We start from the raw sequence: 17,603 nt of genomic DNA, 5'->3' as shown, positions 1-17,603 counted from the left end.
GACTACAATAATAACCAATAGGAAAGGCAGCTCATGCTAGTGCTGCCTTTTTCTATTGGTTATAGGGAAGTCTTTTCTTTAGGATTCGAGTAGACCCGCACGTTCTCGTTGTCGTCAACAGTCGCTAATATCACATCACGGATATTGGCATAAGTAGGTGCTATCTTTTTCTCTAACCAGAGAAGGTCTTTTCCGAGTTCTTTAAGCAGTGGCATATCGACTTTACCTTCAAAGATAATAGGCCGCGTAAGCGTAAAGGGTTGAGTCAGAAGCTTCATATCTGCAGGAGTAAGCGGTTGGTATTGGGGGGTTACAAAAACGGATATAGTTCCTCCCGGTTCCCATACTGCAAGGGATACCTTTTGTACATCCTCCACTTTTTCTTTTCGAAGTTCAGAGAATAAAAAATCAATAGAGATTCTTGCAATAGTTAGGTTATGAAATAGAATCTGACCATTTTCAATGAGCTTAAGTGGCGGCGGATCAAGATATCGTTTGAATAACGGCCATCTCAAGCTCAACCACGTTGCTGATACATATAACAAAATTAAAGTAATGGTGGTGATCATAGAGCCCTTTAATCCCAAATTCTCATCTGAAAGAGGATGGGCAATAATATTACCTAAGGTCATAGCAATAATGAAATCGAGGAGCCTTAATTGAGAAATGGAGCGTTGTCCCATCATTTTGACTACGAGCAGCAAAAAGAAGAAGCTAACGATACTTCTTAAGATCCACTCGATATTAGATAATGATTCCTGACTCTCAAAAAAATCCAATTCCAGTCACATCCCCAAAATTCTTATAGCTGCAAGTTACATATATTTTAATTTGCACTATTTGGTAATTGTTATTCTCATGATGTAAATTTAATCGAATGATGCATAAAAGACGATAAATCATTGTAATGACTTAAACTGTGGAGTATAATGCCTTATATACTACATTGGCTTTTAAAGCTTATCGCTATGAACGAGGAGGACATTACGCATGTTTCAAGAAGAGCGGATAAACGCGATTATGGAGCACTTGAATCAACATGAACGCATTGATATCAAAGATATTTGTCAACAATTCGAGGTATCCCGAGATACAGCGCGTCGGGATTTATTGAAGATGGAAGAGCTGGGCCTAATTCTTCGTACGCACGGAGGAGCCGTTTTACCGAAAAAAACAAAGGAAATCTTCGAGTATAAGGAGCGTTTGGTTAGAGAGTCCGGCGAGAAGCGTGAGATTGGGCATTTCGCGGCTTCGCTTGTGAAAAACGGAGACTTTATTATGATGGATGCATCAACTACCGTTCAATTCGCTGCTGAAAATTTAATGGCCGAAAATATCGTTGTCGTTACCAACTCGATAGATATTGCAGATGTGCTATCCAGAAAAAAAACGGTAAGAACAATTTTATTGGGCGGTGAACTGCACTCACAGCATCGTTTTCTATTTGGGAACGCAACGATTGATAAGTTGGCCGATTATCAGGTGGATAAATTATTTCTTGGCGCATGCGGGATTACGGCTAATGGCTTATCTTATCCGCATGAGGAAGACGGCGTTGTTAAGCGCGAGATGATTAAACGGGCAAATCAAGTCATTGTGTTGGCTGATCATACGAAGTTCGGTGATCAGATGTTTTACAAAATAGCGGGCTTAGAGTCGATTGATTTGTTGATCACGAACCAAAAGCCAAATCGGGAAATGATGGAAAAGCTTGCAGAGCATCATGTGGAATTATTAGTCGTATCGGAGGAAGAAAACGATGATTAAATTGATTGTAAGTGATTTAGACGGCACTTTATTAGACCACACACGTCGAATTAATGATAGTGATCTCCTAGCCGTGAAAACAGCTGTCGGCGATGGATTTGAGTTTTGCATCGCATCAGGAAGGATGTACTCCGAAATTAAAATAATCATGCAGGAGTTTGATTCTAGTTATCATGCGATAGGCCAAAACGGGGCCACTATTCACAAGAAGGATCTAAATCTTCTGACCTCCTCCGAATTCAAAGCGGATGTGTCATCTCGAATTCTTCAAACAACCCGCGATTATGATCATTTTATAAATTTTATCCATTGTACAGATGATTCTTTCTATATAACGAAGCGTACGGACACCTCTCTTCCTTATGAATCACGGATTTTGACGTCTTGTGCCGTGCGCGGCGATTTGGAAGAAGCAATAAAAGAAGATAAAATAAGCTGCAGTAAAATATCCTACTTTGGCGAGATTGATCAATTGATTCAATTGAAGACAGAATTAAATAGCCTGTTTGAAGGTGAAATAGAAACGTTTATATCCGACAAAGATTGCCTTGATGTGATGCCGTTAAGTGTCTCGAAGGGGGTCGGGTTAACGCTTTTGATCAAAGAGCTGGGTTTAACGCCAAATGAAGTGGCTTGCATAGGCGATTCCTTCAATGATCTATCCATGTTTGCCATAACAGAGCATAGCTTTGCTATGAGCGGCAGCCATATCGACGTAAGAAACCAAGCGAATAACGTCATTCATTCTGTAGCAGAAGCAATTAATCAGATCATTTCATATAATCGTTCTTTTGTTAGCCGGTAGGTAATGAAAGGAGCTGATTAAATGAAAAGGATGGTTTGGTTAGGCTGCGCGGCATATTTTCTAATAGGACTTGCAACGGTTGCTTTGGGCGCATTGTTACCGGAAATGCTGCATCACTACAGTCGGAATTATAGCAGCGGGGGACAACTGGTTTTTGCCCAGTTCGTAGGTTTCTTCATTGGGGTTGTCGCGGCACCGAGAGCGTCCCTGCGTTTAGGGTATCAGCGAACGATCATAATAGGGGTGCTCAGCTTAGTTATCGTGCATACCGCATTAGTATTCCACCCGCATTGGTACTTGGTTATGCTGCTTGTAGCTTTAAACGGGTTTGGGTTTGGAATAACTCAAACGGCTATTGGGGCCTTCTTATTGGAGTTTGCTAAAAATGGCGCCGTAACGATGAGCAAGCTGGAGGTAGCATTTGGAGTCGGGGCGTTGTTGATGCCGCTTATGTCCAGTTTCCTAATTGCGCAGCATTCGTGGAATTGGTCCTTTGCAGTTGTCATCGTAGTCGCCATAATTAACTTGGTTCTCTGGAGCAAGAAAATAGAGAATAATGATAATGCCAGTGATGCGTCGCATCAAAGCCTGGCAATTAATGCTGAAGCCTCAGCTAAAATGGGTAAACAGCCATTTCGTCTGTCTAAGCTTGTTTTCTTTATAGGTTTCGTATTTCTGTATGTCGGGATTGAAACAAGTATTATTAACTTCCTGCCATCTATATTTGTAAAACATTTCAGTTTGAACACATCAGACGCGACACTGTCTGTTACGTTTTTTTGGATAGCTATGGTCACTGGACGAGTTTTTTCAGGTATGATTGCCGAGAAAGTCAATTATAACCGGTTTCTAATCGGCAGTACCTTAGGTGCAATTATTTTTCTCATTTGTACTGCTCTAGTTAAGAACGCCATGGTCGCTTTCATATTCGTGTTATTGATCGGGCTTTTTTTATCAGGCATCTTCGCAATCGTACTCGTATTCGCTAATCGCGTGTTCACCGGAAATACGAAACATACGACAAGCATTCTGATCGCATCGGGCGGAGTTGGCGGAGCGGTACTGCCCTTGCTGATCGGCTGGAGCATGGATCACTTTCAAGCCGGAAAAACAATCTGGATTCTCGTCTTATTTGCTTTACTCATGTTTATCTGCTTAATCAAAGTGGATAAAAAAGGTAATATTTAGGAATTATAATTAGAGACACGAAGGGATGAACTCGTCATTTAATCGACGGGTTCATCCCTATTTTGCGTGCGATGCCCATGGTTTGCGAAGATTAAACAACTCTCATTATTTTTTAATAAAAAGGTGCAATCTCCTATTAATGCTAGGTTTTTGTTCTCATAGGAATTATTTAGGTAACGTAATTCCTGCTATATTTGTTATTAATCAAACGAAAGGGAGGAAACAAATAAATGCAGCTAGAATTACTGAAAAAGAAGATTGTTATTGTCGGAATGAGTGCGATTATCGGGTTTGGTGCTTTAGGGATAGCACCAGCACCTTTTACATCTAAAGTTGAAGCAGCCGTGACCTATGAGACGAAAGTCGAGATCGGGGTAAATCTTAGATCCCAGCCGAGCACCAGTGGAAAGGTGATCCGTCTCATCTCCAAAGGCGAAAGCATTAACGTTATCTCCAAGGTCAACAGCTATTGGCTGAAGGTAAGCACCAAAGATAAGAAAACCGGGTACATATCCGCCAACTCGAAATATACGAATTATAAAGGCGGTAGCAGCAGCGGCAGCAGTCAAGTGTCTTCAAGCTCGAAGGCAGATAGGGTTATCAGCCTTGCCCAGAGCTACAAAGGCCGTGTGAGCTACGACTTCGGCACTAGAAACCCAAGCCGTCTTATTTTTGACTGCTCGTCCTTTACGGAATTCATCTTCGCTAAGGTTGGGGTAGATTTAAAGTGGGGAACAAGAGCTCAAAAAAGCCAAGGGTCTGCTGTAAGCAAGAGCAACCTTCGCAAAGGCGATCTGGTCTTCTTTGATACGATTGGCAGCAACAACCGCGCTATTAATCATGTTGGCATTTATATGGGCGGCGGGAAGTTTATTCATAATACGCCGTCTGTCGATGGGATTGCCATTAACAGCTTAAGCTCCGGCTGGTGGTCAAGCCATTACGTCAGCGCGCGTAGAGTTTTGTAATTGATAGATAATAGTAGATAATAGAATAAGAAGACTTAGAACTCCGTCCATTAGTGGGCGGAGTTTTTGATCGTTTTGCAGTTGCTGCAGCACTAGAAATTAAATTGTATGTCGAGTAACCTAACAAAATCAAATTGATCTTCAGACTAAAGTCGTAGAAATTATCTACTGCAATGTATTGACGATTTTTTTTAGTGAAATCCATATGATAAGTGAAGATAGGATTGGAGGTAATGACTAATGGACATTAGAGAAACTGGCATTATTCTTTTTTGCGAGGATTACGAATTAGCATTAAAGTTTTATTCGGAAAAACTTGGCTTGAAGATTCGTCAACGTGGTGAAGAACTATCCATTTTGGATTTTGGTGGCAGTTACCTCATGCTTGAAGAGAACGGTGTTGCTTCAGATAAAGAAAAAACAAGATCGCAAAATCCAACGGTACTTCGACTTAACGTTAATAATTTTGACTCAGCCGTATCGGAGATTGCTGCACGAGGAATAAATGTTGAGGTGAAGTGCTTCGAATGGGGGACGATAGGAGTTGTTATTGATCCGGAAGGAAATAGAATTGAATTTAAAGATTGAGTTACACACCTAAATTGCTGGTTAGTTTAATCCATTCTTCAAAACTTCAATAATAGAAAATTAGTAAATTAGATGTTATTCTGTTGAAAACGAATGGATGTGCACATTGAAACCTAGATTATATCGAATTAGAGACATTTTAAGTTCTCGAAGTAGTCAGAGGTTTCGCATAACTTAAGAAAGGATGGAATTGAATGATGGACAATTTCAATAAAATAACACAAAAAAGCGATCTTCCCAAGATAAGTGAGCCTGCTACACGTGCTCTCACGAATGCAGGGTATTCTAGACTAGAACAATTTACAAAAGTTACTGAAGCGGAAATTTTGAAGTTACATGGTGTGGGACCAAAAGCAGTGAGGATACTGAATGAAGTTCTAAAAGAGAAAGGGTTGTCTTTTGCCAAGAAGACATAAAGTAGTTTAATAAATTTGTCGCTGTTATATATTTCAATAAGTTATAAAATACCAAACAATTCAACTGTTTCAAATGAAACAAAGAAGAAGCCCAACAGCCTTAAAAGGTTGTTGGGCTTTGATGATATTAAATAGCATTAATTATTTCCCATCAAGCTTCTGCTGAATGGCTTCTTYGATTGCATCCATCGGATCCGTTCCTGGCTCCGGAATGTAAACGTCAGACGCATCGTTAGATCCGGAGGAAGGGCTGTTATAAAGACCGCTTGCAACAGCATTTGCAACCGTAATTGTACCCTTTTCTTCTACGAGTTTCTGGAGCAGCGTACTCTTGCTTCCGGCTGGTTTGGCGAGCAAAGCTGCATAAGCTATTTCTACCATATCACCCCGCAGGAACGGATTGGCTGCAGTCAGCCTTGCAACAGCATCCGCCTGCAAAAGACCATTCTTTTGAGACAGCTCGACCGCATTGGTGGGCGCTGCGTCAGGATAACCGACCAGCCGATTGACCAGCGTCAGAAGCTCCTTCCCCGTCATCAGGCGTTCCGGGGCGAAGGCGGTGCTGCTGATACCCTTTACATAGCCTTTTTTCACGGCAAATGCGATGGATGAGGCAGCCCAGTACGAGCTTTTCACGTCAGTAAAGGCGGGTTTCAATTTAGCTTTGGCAGCGTCCGCTTCCTCGCCGGCAAGACGAAGCAGTATGGCTGTCCCTTGTGCGCGGGTAAAGGAGGCTTCGAGCTGGTAACCTTGTCCCGTACCCGTGAATAGGCCGAGCTGCTTCAAGGTATCAGCCTGCTTTACACGGCTGTCCGATGTGGCGTAAACCGAGGAGGACAGCACCAGAAGCATAGCCAGCAGAAGCGTAACGGTCACGTTTTTCTTCATCATTGCGAAGTCACCTCCGCTACCTTGCCATTTGGTTCGCCTTCATGCTGAAGGCTGCTTGGATCGTACGTGTAGGAGCTGACATAGTTTGAGAACGGATCCGATTCACTTCCCGGCAATATAAGAGGCTGAGCGTGGAGCTTGTAGCCTGATACCTGCCCTTGTGCGTCGAACGATTGAACGAGCGTAACCGACTTGAGCGGCTCGTTAAAATCCTTCACGACTACATTGCCGTCGAGCTTCTTTCCGGACCAAAACTGAATGGAAGTCTGCCGCTTCTGCGAATAGGTCTCATCGTAATCGTTGCGGAGAGAGTTGCTTAAGAAGCGCTCCGAACCGCCTTCGCCGGACATTTTAATAAATTGCTCATCGATGTAGCCATTTCCGCTGTACAGGTGAAGAATCCCGTACAAAACTTGAATCGGCTTGTCCGGTCCGCCAGCGATTTGCGTCAGCCAGTGTTCTGATGAGGAAAAGTCTGGATACATCGTAAATTCGGCGGCGTACACAACCTCAATCTTATCGAAATCGTATTTGTATACTTCGTCTGCGGCTGATGCCTGCGTCAACGGGACGAGCAGGATCATCGATATTAGCAGAGCCACCAGCTTGAATCGTGCGAATTTCACCATTTAGCACCCTTTCTAACAATAATATTCCATTTTTTATGGTACAGAGATCTTACGTATTTGTCACTGAAAAAGTTTTTGCTGAGCTAAATCAAAAAGGACGATACCCGAAGTCATTTGACTATCCGGAATATCGTCCTTTTTGTTTATAAGTTAGAGGGTTCATGAAGAAGATTTACTGCTTGTCTTGGAGCTGAGCTGATGAATTTGCTCTTCTAGGACATCGCTTGCTTTGCCTAAAAACTCTGTAATGAGCTTAAGCTCTTCATCCGTGTAGGAGGCTGCTAGTTTCACCATTGAAGCATGCAGCGGCATATACGTATTGCTCACCTCTTCTTTATGTTCATACAGAGGGACAATAATCACTTTGCGACGGTCATTTGGATCATTTTGCCTGCGGACAAAGCCGTTTTTTTCAAGACGGTCGATTAAGGAAGTAACGCTGCCTGTAGCGAGCCCTGTTAGTTTTGACAGCTCACCGGCGGTGACGGGGCCTTTTTCGCGCAGGATATCTACGGATAAAAAATCATTATTGTATAACCCAAGTGAAGCAGCCACATTTTGCTGGTACAGTACCGTTCGGTTTCCTAAGCTTCGCATGCGTAAGGTGAAATTTTCTTGCAGTTCCGTTGGTTGAACTTGTTTGTCTCTTGACAAAGGATAACCCTCCTTCTAAGATAAAATATATCTTGATTATCGAGATATTAGATCAACGAGATACTAGATTGGCGTATTATTAATCAAATTTATTTTATCGAACTCATTACAAAAATGCAAAGGCATAGAGCAAGAGGAGGATATTTTGTGAAAGAAGCCATTGTTATAAAGGGTGCGCGGGAGAATAATCTAAAGAATGTTTCGCTTTCGATTCCTAAGTACAAGCTGGTTGTTCTGACAGGTCCGTCGGGTTCGGGCAAATCAACGATTGCCATGGATACACTTCAACGGGAATGCCAGAGACAGTATATGGAATCCATGGGTTTGACATCGGATTCGATTAGCAAGCCGAAGGTAGAGTCTATCGAAGGACTGTCCCCGTCCATCAGCGTTGGACAGCTTGTTACTAACCGGAACCCGCGCTCGACGGTCGGGACTGTGACAGACATATACACGTACGTCCGTTTTATTTTTTCTAGACTGGGGGAGCGCATATGTCCATGCTGCAGCGGCAGCATCCCGCCATCCTTTGAGCCGGCAGGACTGCTGGCAGAGGAAGACGAGGATATGAACCACCGGTCGATGAGCTGTCCGCATTGCAATACGGAGCTGGAGAAACTGGGAATGTCGCACTTTTCCTTCAATAAGCCGGAGGGGGCATGCGCTGCTTGCGGTGGGCTTGGCCATGTGGCAAGCATCAATGAAGCGGCTGTTTTCAATCAGGAGCTCAGCTTGCGCGGAGGTGGAGTTGCCTCTCTGAACGGCGTCCACCGCGATATTCAGATCCGTATTTTAGCTGCGGCAGGAAAGCATTATGGATTTGAGCTTGACCCTGACCAGCCTTTGAAAGATTACGGTGAAATTCAGCGTGATTTGCTGTACTACGGAGTCGAGAGCGAGGCATTCAAACGCCATTATCCGAATGTGAAGCCGGCCCAGGGCACTAAATTTGAAGGTGTTATTCCTGGATTATGGCGGCGTTACAAGGAGAAAGAGGGAGAATCGGGCGCACAGGAAAAAGACGGAGGATTTTTTCATGAACAGCTCTGCCACGAATGCCACGGAGCTCGCTTAAAGAAAGAAATTCGACTTGTTCGGGTAGCTGATGCATCCATCACTGATGTTTCGGACTGGTCGCTCGGCGATGTATATGAGTGGACGAGAGGATTGGAGGCGGTGATTCCGTTAGAAGGGCTTCATCTTCTTGAGCCAATTCTCCATGATATGCCGAAACGGTTAAAGCGTATTATGGATGTCGGACTCGGCTATATTTCCATGAACCGGCAGACGGTAACATTGTCCGGCGGAGAAGCACAACGGCTGCGGCTTGCTTCGCTGCTTGGTTCAGGGCTGACAGGCGTGCTGTATATTCTGGATGAACCGACAACGGGCCTTCACCCTCGGGATACGGTTGGCCTTATCCGTGTGCTTCAGGAGCTGCGAGATCTGGGCAATACAGTCCTTGTTATCGAGCATGATGTCGAGATGATGCGTGCTGCCGATCATATTATCGATATCGGCCCGGGAGCTGGATTATACGGCGGGACCGTTGTGGGTGAAGGCAGCCTGGAGGATTTGATGGCAAGCGAGCACTCTGTAACAGGAGCCTATTTGAGAGGCGAAAGGCTCCCGGCTCCCGCTCGCATCCGCAGGAAAGGGAACGGACAGCATATTACGATTTGGGGAGCTCAGGCTCGCAATATTAGTATCCCTGAGGTTTCCTTACCGCTTGGATGCCTAGTGTCCGTGACAGGGGTCTCGGGGTCGGGCAAATCCACGCTTGTATTCGATATCCTTGCGCAAGGGGGTCCGAATGACGTGAAGCAAACGGGATGCAAGGAAATGACGGGTTTGGAGCAAGTGGGCAATATCGTTATCTTTGATCAAACGCCAATGGGGAGAATGCAGCGCTCGAATGTCGCTACCTATACCGATGTATTTACGCACCTGCGCCAGTTGTTCGCTGGATTGCCAGAGGCAAAGGAAAGAAAGCTGACCTCGAAGCATTTTTCATTTAATACGCCAGGAGGACGCTGTGAGACATGCCAAGGTCTAGGCGTGCTGTCCGTGGATATGAATTTCCTGCCCGATTTAGAGGTGAAATGCCACGACTGTAAGGGCAGAAGGTTTATCGAAGAGGTGCTGCAGGTTCAGTATGAAGGCTTCTCCATCTCGGACTTGCTGAATATGTCGGTGCAGGAAAGCTTGCCGATCCTTAAGTCGGAGTCCAAGATTGCAGGTCTAATTGCAATGCTGTGCGAGGTTGGGCTTGGCTACTTGAAATGGGGACAATCGGTCAAAACCTTATCCGGCGGCGAGGGACAGCGGATCAGGCTGGCGAAAGAGCTGAGCAAGCCTTCCAAGAACCATACGCTTTATCTGCTCGACGAGCCGACAACCGGCCTTCATCCATCAGACATTAAACAGCTTCAAGTATTGCTTAATAAGCTGGTCGATACGGGAAACACGGTTGTCGTTGTTGAGCACAGCTTGGAACTGATTCGCGAATCCGATTGGGTGATCGATATCGGTCCTGAAGGCGGCGTCGCCGGTGGCAAACTAGTAGCCGAAGGCACGCCGGAGCAGGTAGCTGAAGTGCCGGCTTCTTATACGGGCATGTTCCTGAAACGGGTTTTGGTCGAAGGTCTTTGATGATAGAGGAATGTATGAGAATTATATTGCTTTTTAAGCGGAGGGAATAAGAGAAGATGGCAAAAAAAATAATATGGGCGTTATCCTTGGAGGCCTGCTGCTCGCCATTCTTATGGCATCGATGGATAATACCATTGTAGCAACAGCAATCGGCACGATCGTCGGGGACTTAGGCGGATTTGATAAATTAATGTGGGTGACTTCTGCTTATTTGGTAGCAGAGATGGCGGGCATGCCGATCTTCGGTAAATTATCGGATATGTACGGCCGCAAGCGTTTCTTCATTTTCGGGATTATTGTATTCATGGCCGGCTCTGCCTTATGCGGTACGGCGAGCACAATCGAACAGCTGATTATTTATCGCGCGATTCAAGGTATTGGCGGAGGGGCTCTCATGCCTATCGCATTTACGATCATGTTTGATGTGGTTCCTGCGGATAAACGCGGCAAGATGGGCGGCTTATTCGGCGCCGTATTTGGTCTATCCAGTATTTTTGGCCCGCTGCTCGGGGGTTACATTACGGATTATATCAATTGGTCTTGGATCTTCTACATCAACTTACCGCTGGGACTCATTGCATTTGTTATGATTGCTTTCTTTTACAAAGAGTCGGTCGAGCATTCCAAGCAAAAAATCGACTATCTTGGCGCATTTACGCTTGTAGCCTCAATCGTTTGCCTGATGTTTGCTCTTGAGCTTGGAGGCAAGGAATACGCTTGGGATTCCAGTATGATTTTAGGTTTATTCGCCGCTTTTGCGGTGCTGATCATTGGTTTTATTTTTATCGAACGCCGTGCCGAGGAACCGATCATCACCTTCGGCATGTTCAAGAATCGTCTCTATACAACGAGTAACATAATGGCAATGTTCAGTGCTGCAGCGTTTATTACTGCCTCTGTCTACATTCCAATCTTTATTCAAGGCGTACTTGGCGGCTCGGCTACGAATTCGGCGCTAGTTTTGCTTCCGATGATGCTCGGGTCCGTCGTCACTGCCGCGGGTGGCGGTTCCTTCCTTGCTAAGTTTAAGTACCGCTCTATCATGATTCCGACATTAGCGCTGCTTGTCATCGGTGTTGCTCTCCTTACCACATTAACGACCGGTTCTTCGCGCTTCATCGTCACGGTCTTTATGATTTTGGTCGGTCTAGGAATCGGCGCATCTTTTTCCGTATTAAGCAATGCGGCGATTCATGGCTTCACTGCAAGGCAGCGCGGCTCTGCAAGCTCTACGCTTAACTTCATGCGGTCATTGGGTATGACGCTGGGTATTACGGTATTCGGTATTATTCAGAGTCATGTCTTTATGAATAAATTGGCTTCCATGTTCGGCAGCGGCGCTCAAATGCCGGAAGGCGTCGATCTAAGCGATCCTCGTAAAATCTTAACACCGGAAACGCGTGAAAAAATTCCTGCTGAGGTTCTTGATAAAATTATTGAGTCGCTCTCCGCTTCAATTGTCCATACCTTTGCTTGGGCAATTATTCCTTCTGTTATCGCCCTGGTGGCGGCATTGGCCATGAGCAAAGAGAAGTTTGACCCAGCAGCCGAACTTGAAGAATATTCAGCATCACACTAACTAAGATGGTTTCGGAACTGACGCGACGCTTCACCTTACCGTGAATCAAACCTCAAATTATTCACTTGAAGATAGGACTCCCTTTAACGATGTAATCAAACATGGCGATATTATTTCAGGCTTCCAAATTCCAAAGCAGCTCGGCCATTATCCGAAGTGGTTTCAGAATCCTAAGAGAATCTTGGCGACTATCTCTTTACTTGCAATCGCCTGGGTATTTATGGGTCAAGTGATTCAAGTGATTAACGCTATTTCAACAGGGCAGTAGCATTGTAACGCAAATACGTAAGCGAGTTTGTCGTAAAATACAAGAAACCGGATTCCCATGTAACATACAGGGTCCGGTTTTTAAAATATAAGAAAGTATAAATTTTAACGTTATACTATGCTTATATTTCATCGCGAAGCGAGCTTTTGCCGCCAAGAACGGCATCAGCCGTTTACGCTTGCGTGCAATGAAGTACTTTGGACACCGTTCACCAATTATTGAATTTCATCAACGGATCGTTTTTTTACGATATCCATAACATAAATACCTAAATCATCATAACTCATTGTATTTAATTTCTGTTTGAAAGTCTCCGGAATGGTCTCTTTTTCAAAAATTCCTTTGATAATATCAATGACCAATTCAACTCTAGCCTGATGCCGATCCTGAGTGTTAATACTCATTTATTTCGTTCTCCTGTTCTAGAAAAATGTCATTCTCTCTGGTTATACCTATAGCGTAAATAGATGATTGCCGATTTTCTTGGTGGCTGTACGCGTCTTGAACCAAACCGAATTGGAGATATCCGGATTAAAGTAGAACAACGCATTGCCGGTCGGGTCCATCCCTTTTACCGCAGCTTTAGCGGCCTTGAATGCCGTTTGATTCGGGATAAGCCAGTACTGACCGTCTTTTACGGCTGAGAAAGCATTTGGCTCCATAATGACTTCTTTTACTGTTTTCGGAAACTTTGAAGACTGGAGGCGATTCATTACGACCGCACCGACTGCCACTTGGCCTTTATAATCTTCCCCTCTAGCCTCTGCATAAATGACACGTGCAAGCATGGAAAGCTCTTTTTTGTTGACTGACAATTTTTTGAGCTTTGCCCATGTTCTCGGTCCTACAATGCCGTCTCCCTGAAGTCCATTATTTATTTGAAAACGTTGGACCGCACTGCGGGTGCCCTTACCAAAGCTTGTATCTATAGGTAAATGGTAATAACCCATTGTCTGAAGCCGGAACTGCAGATCCGGTATGGCCTGTCCTTCGCTGCCGATTTTTAAGACGGTAGAAGCATCTACCCTGTGATTTGTGGCGGTTGCGGTAACTAGTATGAGTAGAGCGAATAGAGTCAGAAATCTGTACATGATGATTGAATCCCTCCGTTTACGAATAATAGGTAAATTATTGAATGGCTTAGAGCGTTTATTCTAGCACAGCATGAATAGGATAATCTTGTTAAGATTTTCTCATCTACACCCCCCCTGAAAAAAATGAAGTGCATCGAATTATTATTATATTTAACGAACGATTAGGCACTAAAAATAATTTAAAATCGCGGATAACGGATAGTAGGTGTGTATTATGCAGGGTGATATTGAATTAGCAATGGAAAAAATTGAGCAGCTTAATTTTCGTAATCAAAGAGCCATGATGGAATTAGTAAAAAAAAGTCTAAAATTAAATGATGATGAGTTTACTAAGGAATTGCTTGTAGCATACGCTCATCAAAACCCTATACATATTTTAGAGGTGGCAGTTGCTCTGCAATATGAAGAAATTATAAAGGCGCTGCCAGATAAATTTTCTTAGTCAAGGAGCAGGTTGCCTAGAAAGCTGCTCTTTTGTTTTGGCTTAATTCTCTAAATGATTAGGAAAGTTGAATAAACACAAATGAACCAGTTCCCAAGGGGGGACTGGTTTCTTTTGCCTAAAAACCAAATAAAGACCGAATCGGTCAAGAACGCGTCCTTCAGGCTGAAGGACGCGTTTTCTTTTGCGGATAGGGAAGTTTACGATAATCGTCCAATAAGGATTACGAAAAAAATAAACAGCTTGACTTTTAGTCGAGACCATACAGGTACTTGACAGCCGTGTGCTATATTGAAAAAAGCATTCTTGCGGGTAGAGATATTACAGCGGGTTACAAATTTCAGTAAATTAGGGCGAGAAGCCATAATAACTAGCTTACTAAACATACAGAGGAGGCCGATAATGTTTTTATACAGCAATCGAAATTATGACGGAGTAAATTTTGGCATACAAGATTTAAGGTATGGTGAGTTAATAAGCTGTACATTTAATCGCTGCTCGTTTTCTAACGGCTCACTAGAGGAGATTTCATCCAACAACTGCCGTTTTATTGAGTGTGATTTTTGCGGAGCGTTGTTAAATGGCTCCATTCATAAAGAATCCGCGTTTGAGAATTGCTACTTTAACGGCGCTAATCTTTTTGTTACGAAATTTGATAAATGCAAAATGACGGGTTCTGATTTTTCTGGCTCCAATTTGGATGGGATCACAATTTTTTAAGGCGATTGGTCGTATACAAATATGAGACATACGAGATTAATTAGTCAGGACATGCGCGGGGTTAAATTTTATGAAGCAGACTTGTCAGGAGCCAGTTTAGAAAAAGCCGATTTAAGAGATTGTGATCTGACCATGGCGATACTGGCAAAAGCGAAGTTACAAGGTGCTGATGTAAGAGGGGCTAAAATGGAAGGAGTGGACTTTAAAACATTCAACATTACAGGTATGAGAATGGATAGAGAGCAATCTGTATTGTTTTCGCTTTCTCATGGAGCCAAAGTAAGTTAATGAAAAACGTCTACTATTATCTTTACCCCTACAGAATATCACAAAAAGAAACGGATTAGTTTAGTGGCCTCAGGTGAGAATATATCCGATGAGCTCATTTGGTAATTTTTAATTTAAGTTGACACTTAATTAAGTGAATGCTAAATTAATGTTATGATCGATAAAGCCATTCAAGCGATAACGGAACCTAGGCGCAGAGATATTTTACATCTCGTCCGTGAAGGGGAACTGACCTCAAGCGCCATTGCGTCGCATTTTGACATTTCAGCACCTGCTATATCTCAGCATCTTAAAGTTCTAGAAGAAGCGGGACTCGTCGTTGTGAGGCGAGCCGGGACCAAACGATTTTATGGCATTAGGAGGGAAGGGTTCGCCGAATTGATGCAGTACATCGAGAGCTTCTGGGATGACAGCTTGCTGCGTTTGAAGGAAGCCGCGGAAGAAGAGGAAAGGAGAAAACATGACAATGAACAGCAGTGACACAATTAAGAAAGAGATATTTATCGAATGCCGCCCGGAGACATTGTTCTCGTTTTTTACCGATCCTGATAAATTAGTTCGATGGATGGGGCGTCAAGTATTGCTCGATCCAAGTATCGGCGGAAAATATCGCATCGATGTTAACGGAAGTGACATTGCAATGGGCGAATATAAGGAAATTATTCCTAATGAGAAAATCGTCATGACGTGGGGTTGGGAGAAATCGAAGGCGGTGCCTCCAGGATCCAGTACCGTTGAATTCAGATTAATCCCGAAAGACAACGGAACTCTTCTGGTATTGACGCACTACAATCTGCCGGCAGCGGAAGTTGCCTCACATGTACAAGGCTGGACGCATTATATGCCTCGCCTGCAATCGATAGCAGAGGGCAATGATCCAGGTACGGATCCGTGGTCAGAAAAAGCTATGCATTAATATAAAATCAGCATTATAAATAGGATCAAAGGAGATTATGAAGCAAATGACGTTAAATAGCGCAGCGATTCGTCAAGAGATTACTTTTCAAGCTAGTCCTGAACGTATTTACGAAATCCTTACCAGCAGCGAGCARTTTAGTAAGGCAGTCGGCGGCGCTCCGACTGATATTACCCCAGAAGAAGGCGGAATGTTCTCTTGTTTTGGAGGCATGATTTTGGGACGCAGCATCGAGCTCGTACCTAACAAACGTATTGTACAAGCATGGCGCGTAGCGAATTGGGAGGAGGGCGTTTACTCCATAGCGAGATTCGAGCTCAAGGAGCAAGGCTCCGAAACCGTGCTGGCATTTGAACATTCCGGTTTCCCAGAGGGGCAAAGCGAGCATCTTGCATCCGGATGGCACACCAACTACTGGGAACCTATTCAGAAATTATTAGCTTAATTTGTTGAAGCAGCGCGCGATTCTAATGCGCGCTTTTTATTTTTCACAGAAGGCAGGAGACATGGTAGATGTATTTTCAGAGATAATTATAAATTATCCTGTTCATAAAGTATCGGAATATGCGGCTAACCCGGACAACGCGCCTGAATGGTATGTCAATATCAATTCCGCGGAATGGCAAACACCAAAGCCTCTCGAGTTGGGTTCTAAAATTGCGTTTAAAGCAGACTTTCTTGGAAAACAACTTTCCTATGTGTATCAAATCTCTGAATATATACCGGGAAAAAAGCTTGTCATGAGAACGGCTGACGGCCCCTTTCCGATGGAAACGACGTACACCTGGGAATCAAACGATGGACAAACCACGCGGATGACCTTACGAAATAAAGGCAACCCAGCCGGTTTCTCACTTTTATTTTCTCCTTTTATGTCTTTGATGATGAAGAGGGCCAACAATAAGGATTTGAAAAAGATCAAATCCATACTAGAGAACGTTCGTGATTAACCTATCCATTAACATGGGACCGTGATTGATGCCAAAAAAGCGATAAGACAGCCATTTTAATGGCCATCTTATCGCTTTAATATTAGATTGACAGTTTAGTGGGATCAATCTCTTTTGGGAATGTTTCTTCAAAGCAATTCTTTTCCTCGTATAAGTTATACCAAGCTTCTGCAATGACGTCTGGATCGCCTGCTGTACCTGCTTGTATGAAAGTTCCGATTGAAAGATGTCCTACAAATATGCCTTTTTCTTTTAGCTCATTGTGCAGGTTTGTCGCATAGTTACGAATACCCGACATTACGATTCCGCCATTCCCAACCATAGGCAACGGGAACATGGAAGATAATCCTGTTGTAAATAAAATCGCGCCTGAGCCATTGTTTAGCATGTCAGGCAATACTTCGTTGACAGAAAGAACCGCAGGAAGCAAATAGCTGTTTACTTGTTCCATGACGCTCTCAGGCGTTGTTTCTAAGACGTTTGTGAAATTAGTCCATCCCGCATAAGGGCTAAATTCGAGTACATCAATTCGGCCAAAATCCTGTTTAGCCGCTTGTAAAGCTTGTTTTAATGCGGTCAAATCAGTAACATCCGCGGCATAAGACCGCACTTCAATGTTCAGCTTTTGTAGTTCGTTCATGATCATTTCTAATTTCTCGGGGTTACGAGAAATGGCCGCTACCTTAAATCCGTTCTCTCCAAATTTTTTCGCAAGAGACAATCCTAACCCAGGTCCTGCACCAATAATTGCAATAGTTTTCATTTTAATTTTGCTCCTTATTTGTGAT

Annotated in this window: 20 protein-coding genes and 1 pseudogene; 14 read left to right on the top strand and 7 right to left on the bottom strand. The window is 43.7% G+C overall.

Going from position 1 to position 17,603, the window contains the following annotated elements:
* Positions 1-59: 59 nt before the first annotated feature.
* Positions 60-779, bottom strand: a complete 720-nt coding sequence (locus AC1DLI_RS13495) for a DUF421 domain-containing protein (RefSeq protein WP_477603339.1) — start codon at positions 777-779, stop codon at positions 60-62.
* 211 nt (positions 780-990) lie between these two features.
* Here AC1DLI_RS13495 and AC1DLI_RS13490 point away from each other — a divergent pair, with 211 nt between their 5' ends.
* The 6 genes from AC1DLI_RS13490 to AC1DLI_RS13465 all read left to right on the top strand — a co-directional run bounded on the left by AC1DLI_RS13490 (position 991) and on the right by AC1DLI_RS13465 (position 5,732).
* Entirely contained in the window at positions 991-1,767 is a 777-nt protein-coding gene (locus tag AC1DLI_RS13490) for a DeoR/GlpR family DNA-binding transcription regulator (RefSeq protein ID WP_477603337.1), read from the top strand.
* Positions 1,760-2,572, top strand: a complete 813-nt coding sequence (locus tag AC1DLI_RS13485; protein WP_477603335.1) for a Cof-type HAD-IIB family hydrolase — start codon at positions 1,760-1,762, stop codon at positions 2,570-2,572. Before AC1DLI_RS13490 ends, AC1DLI_RS13485 begins: the two co-directional genes overlap by 8 nt.
* Positions 2,573-2,593: 21 nt before the next feature.
* Positions 2,594-3,760: an MFS transporter gene (locus AC1DLI_RS13480; RefSeq protein ID WP_477603333.1), complete on the top strand. Its 1,167-nt coding sequence runs from the start codon at positions 2,594-2,596 to the stop codon at positions 3,758-3,760.
* A gap of 230 nt (positions 3,761-3,990) precedes the next feature.
* Positions 3,991-4,728, top strand: coding sequence for a C40 family peptidase (locus tag AC1DLI_RS13475; RefSeq protein ID WP_477603331.1), 738 nt, complete (start codon positions 3,991-3,993; stop codon positions 4,726-4,728).
* Positions 4,729-4,968: 240 nt separating this feature from the next.
* Positions 4,969-5,316, top strand: a complete 348-nt coding sequence (locus tag AC1DLI_RS13470; protein WP_477603329.1) for a VOC family protein — start codon at positions 4,969-4,971, stop codon at positions 5,314-5,316.
* Positions 5,317-5,510: 194 nt separating this feature from the next.
* Complete coding sequence (locus tag AC1DLI_RS13465) at positions 5,511-5,732, top strand: helix-hairpin-helix domain-containing protein (RefSeq protein ID WP_477603327.1); 222 nt, start codon at positions 5,511-5,513, stop codon at positions 5,730-5,732.
* A gap of 141 nt (positions 5,733-5,873) precedes the next feature.
* Here AC1DLI_RS13465 and AC1DLI_RS13460 read toward each other — a convergent pair whose 3' ends face one another.
* The 3 genes from AC1DLI_RS13460 to AC1DLI_RS13450 all read right to left on the bottom strand — a co-directional run bounded on the left by AC1DLI_RS13460 (position 5,874) and on the right by AC1DLI_RS13450 (position 7,849).
* Entirely contained in the window at positions 5,874-6,623 is a 750-nt protein-coding gene (locus tag AC1DLI_RS13460) for an S-layer homology domain-containing protein (RefSeq protein WP_477603325.1), read from the bottom strand.
* A complete protein-coding gene (locus AC1DLI_RS13455; protein ID WP_477603323.1) occupies positions 6,620-7,249 on the bottom strand; it encodes a hypothetical protein in 630 nt (209 codons plus the stop codon). Before AC1DLI_RS13455 ends, AC1DLI_RS13460 begins: the two co-directional genes overlap by 4 nt.
* Before the next feature lie 162 nt (positions 7,250-7,411).
* Positions 7,412-7,849: a MarR family winged helix-turn-helix transcriptional regulator gene (locus AC1DLI_RS13450; protein WP_477603427.1), complete on the bottom strand. Its 438-nt coding sequence runs from the start codon at positions 7,847-7,849 to the stop codon at positions 7,412-7,414.
* 204 nt (positions 7,850-8,053) lie between these two features.
* Here AC1DLI_RS13450 and uvrA point away from each other — a divergent pair, with 204 nt between their 5' ends.
* On the top strand, positions 8,054-10,558 hold the full coding sequence (gene uvrA / locus AC1DLI_RS13445; protein WP_477603321.1) for an excinuclease ABC subunit UvrA: 2,505 nt from the start codon (positions 8,054-8,056) through the stop codon (positions 10,556-10,558).
* Positions 10,559-10,631: 73 nt separating this feature from the next.
* A complete protein-coding gene (locus tag AC1DLI_RS13440) occupies positions 10,632-12,137 on the top strand; it encodes an MDR family MFS transporter (protein ID WP_477603319.1) in 1,506 nt (501 codons plus the stop codon).
* Between the two features lie 483 nt (positions 12,138-12,620).
* Here the strand turns inward: AC1DLI_RS13440 and AC1DLI_RS13435 are convergent, their stop codons facing one another.
* Together AC1DLI_RS13435 and AC1DLI_RS13430 are read right to left on the bottom strand one after the other, a co-directional pair.
* The gene (locus tag AC1DLI_RS13435) at positions 12,621-12,809 is read right to left on the bottom strand and encodes a hypothetical protein (RefSeq protein WP_477603317.1); all 189 of its coding nucleotides are present in this window, start codon (positions 12,807-12,809) and stop codon (positions 12,621-12,623) included.
* Between the two features lie 48 nt (positions 12,810-12,857).
* Complete coding sequence (locus tag AC1DLI_RS13430) at positions 12,858-13,496, bottom strand: cell wall hydrolase (RefSeq protein ID WP_477603315.1); 639 nt, start codon at positions 13,494-13,496, stop codon at positions 12,858-12,860.
* Between the two features lie 217 nt (positions 13,497-13,713).
* On the opposite strand from AC1DLI_RS13430, the gene AC1DLI_RS13425 reads away from it, so the two are divergent.
* The 6 genes and pseudogenes from AC1DLI_RS13425 to AC1DLI_RS13400 all read left to right on the top strand — a co-directional run bounded on the left by AC1DLI_RS13425 (position 13,714) and on the right by AC1DLI_RS13400 (position 16,815).
* Positions 13,714-13,941 carry a hypothetical protein gene (locus tag AC1DLI_RS13425; RefSeq protein WP_308997745.1) on the top strand — a complete coding sequence of 76 codons (228 nt, stop codon included), beginning with the start codon at positions 13,714-13,716 and terminating at the stop codon, positions 13,939-13,941.
* A 402-nt stretch (positions 13,942-14,343) separates the two neighbouring features.
* Positions 14,344-14,949: pseudogene (locus tag AC1DLI_RS13420) on the top strand (pentapeptide repeat-containing protein).
* Positions 14,950-15,102: 153 nt separating this feature from the next.
* Complete coding sequence (locus tag AC1DLI_RS13415) at positions 15,103-15,429, top strand: ArsR/SmtB family transcription factor (protein WP_477603312.1); 327 nt, start codon at positions 15,103-15,105, stop codon at positions 15,427-15,429.
* Complete coding sequence (locus AC1DLI_RS13410) at positions 15,416-15,865, top strand: SRPBCC family protein (RefSeq protein WP_477603310.1); 450 nt, start codon at positions 15,416-15,418, stop codon at positions 15,863-15,865. The genes AC1DLI_RS13415 and AC1DLI_RS13410 overlap by 14 nt, the downstream gene beginning before the upstream one ends.
* 46 nt (positions 15,866-15,911) lie before the next feature.
* Entirely contained in the window at positions 15,912-16,310 is a 399-nt protein-coding gene (locus AC1DLI_RS13405; protein WP_477603308.1) for an SRPBCC domain-containing protein, read from the top strand.
* Between the two features lie 61 nt (positions 16,311-16,371).
* Positions 16,372-16,815 carry an SRPBCC family protein gene (locus tag AC1DLI_RS13400; RefSeq protein ID WP_477603306.1) on the top strand — a complete coding sequence of 148 codons (444 nt, stop codon included), beginning with the start codon at positions 16,372-16,374 and terminating at the stop codon, positions 16,813-16,815.
* An 82-nt stretch (positions 16,816-16,897) separates the two neighbouring features.
* Here AC1DLI_RS13400 and AC1DLI_RS13395 read toward each other — a convergent pair whose 3' ends face one another.
* Positions 16,898-17,578, bottom strand: a complete 681-nt coding sequence (locus tag AC1DLI_RS13395) for an SDR family NAD(P)-dependent oxidoreductase (protein WP_477603304.1) — start codon at positions 17,576-17,578, stop codon at positions 16,898-16,900.
* Positions 17,579-17,603: the final 25 nt, after the last annotated feature.

Source organism: Paenibacillus sp. 01T443 (genome assembly GCF_056398325.1).
Note: the sequence above shows the minus strand (reverse complement) of the source record. Positions and strands in the feature narration are given on the sequence as shown.

Excerpts from the sequence above, each read along its gene's own strand:
- AC1DLI_RS13490 (WP_477603337.1), top strand. The coding sequence starts at position 991 with ATGTTTCAAGAAGAGCGGATAAACGCGATTATGGAGCACTTGAATCAA.
- AC1DLI_RS13485 (WP_477603335.1), top strand. The coding sequence starts at position 1,760 with ATGATTAAATTGATTGTAAGTGATTTAGACGGCACTTTATTAGACCAC.
- AC1DLI_RS13480 (WP_477603333.1), top strand. The coding sequence starts at position 2,594 with ATGAAAAGGATGGTTTGGTTAGGCTGCGCGGCATATTTTCTAATAGGA.
- AC1DLI_RS13475 (WP_477603331.1), top strand. The coding sequence starts at position 3,991 with ATGCAGCTAGAATTACTGAAAAAGAAGATTGTTATTGTCGGAATGAGT.
- AC1DLI_RS13470 (WP_477603329.1), top strand. The coding sequence starts at position 4,969 with ATGGACATTAGAGAAACTGGCATTATTCTTTTTTGCGAGGATTACGAA.
- AC1DLI_RS13465 (WP_477603327.1), top strand. The coding sequence starts at position 5,511 with ATGATGGACAATTTCAATAAAATAACACAAAAAAGCGATCTTCCCAAG.
- AC1DLI_RS13450 (WP_477603427.1), bottom strand. The coding sequence starts at position 7,849 with ATGCGAAGCTTAGGAAACCGAACGGTACTGTACCAGCAAAATGTGGCT.
- AC1DLI_RS13440 (WP_477603319.1), top strand. The coding sequence starts at position 10,632 with ATGGGCGTTATCCTTGGAGGCCTGCTGCTCGCCATTCTTATGGCATCG.
- AC1DLI_RS13435 (WP_477603317.1), bottom strand. The coding sequence starts at position 12,809 with ATGAGTATTAACACTCAGGATCGGCATCAGGCTAGAGTTGAATTGGTC.
- AC1DLI_RS13430 (WP_477603315.1), bottom strand. The coding sequence starts at position 13,496 with ATGTACAGATTTCTGACTCTATTCGCTCTACTCATACTAGTTACCGCA.
- AC1DLI_RS13425 (WP_308997745.1), top strand. The coding sequence starts at position 13,714 with ATGCAGGGTGATATTGAATTAGCAATGGAAAAAATTGAGCAGCTTAAT.
- AC1DLI_RS13415 (WP_477603312.1), top strand. The coding sequence starts at position 15,103 with ATGATCGATAAAGCCATTCAAGCGATAACGGAACCTAGGCGCAGAGAT.
- AC1DLI_RS13410 (WP_477603310.1), top strand. The coding sequence starts at position 15,416 with ATGAACAGCAGTGACACAATTAAGAAAGAGATATTTATCGAATGCCGC.
- AC1DLI_RS13400 (WP_477603306.1), top strand. The coding sequence starts at position 16,372 with ATGGTAGATGTATTTTCAGAGATAATTATAAATTATCCTGTTCATAAA.
- AC1DLI_RS13395 (WP_477603304.1), bottom strand. The coding sequence starts at position 17,578 with ATGAAAACTATTGCAATTATTGGTGCAGGACCTGGGTTAGGATTGTCT.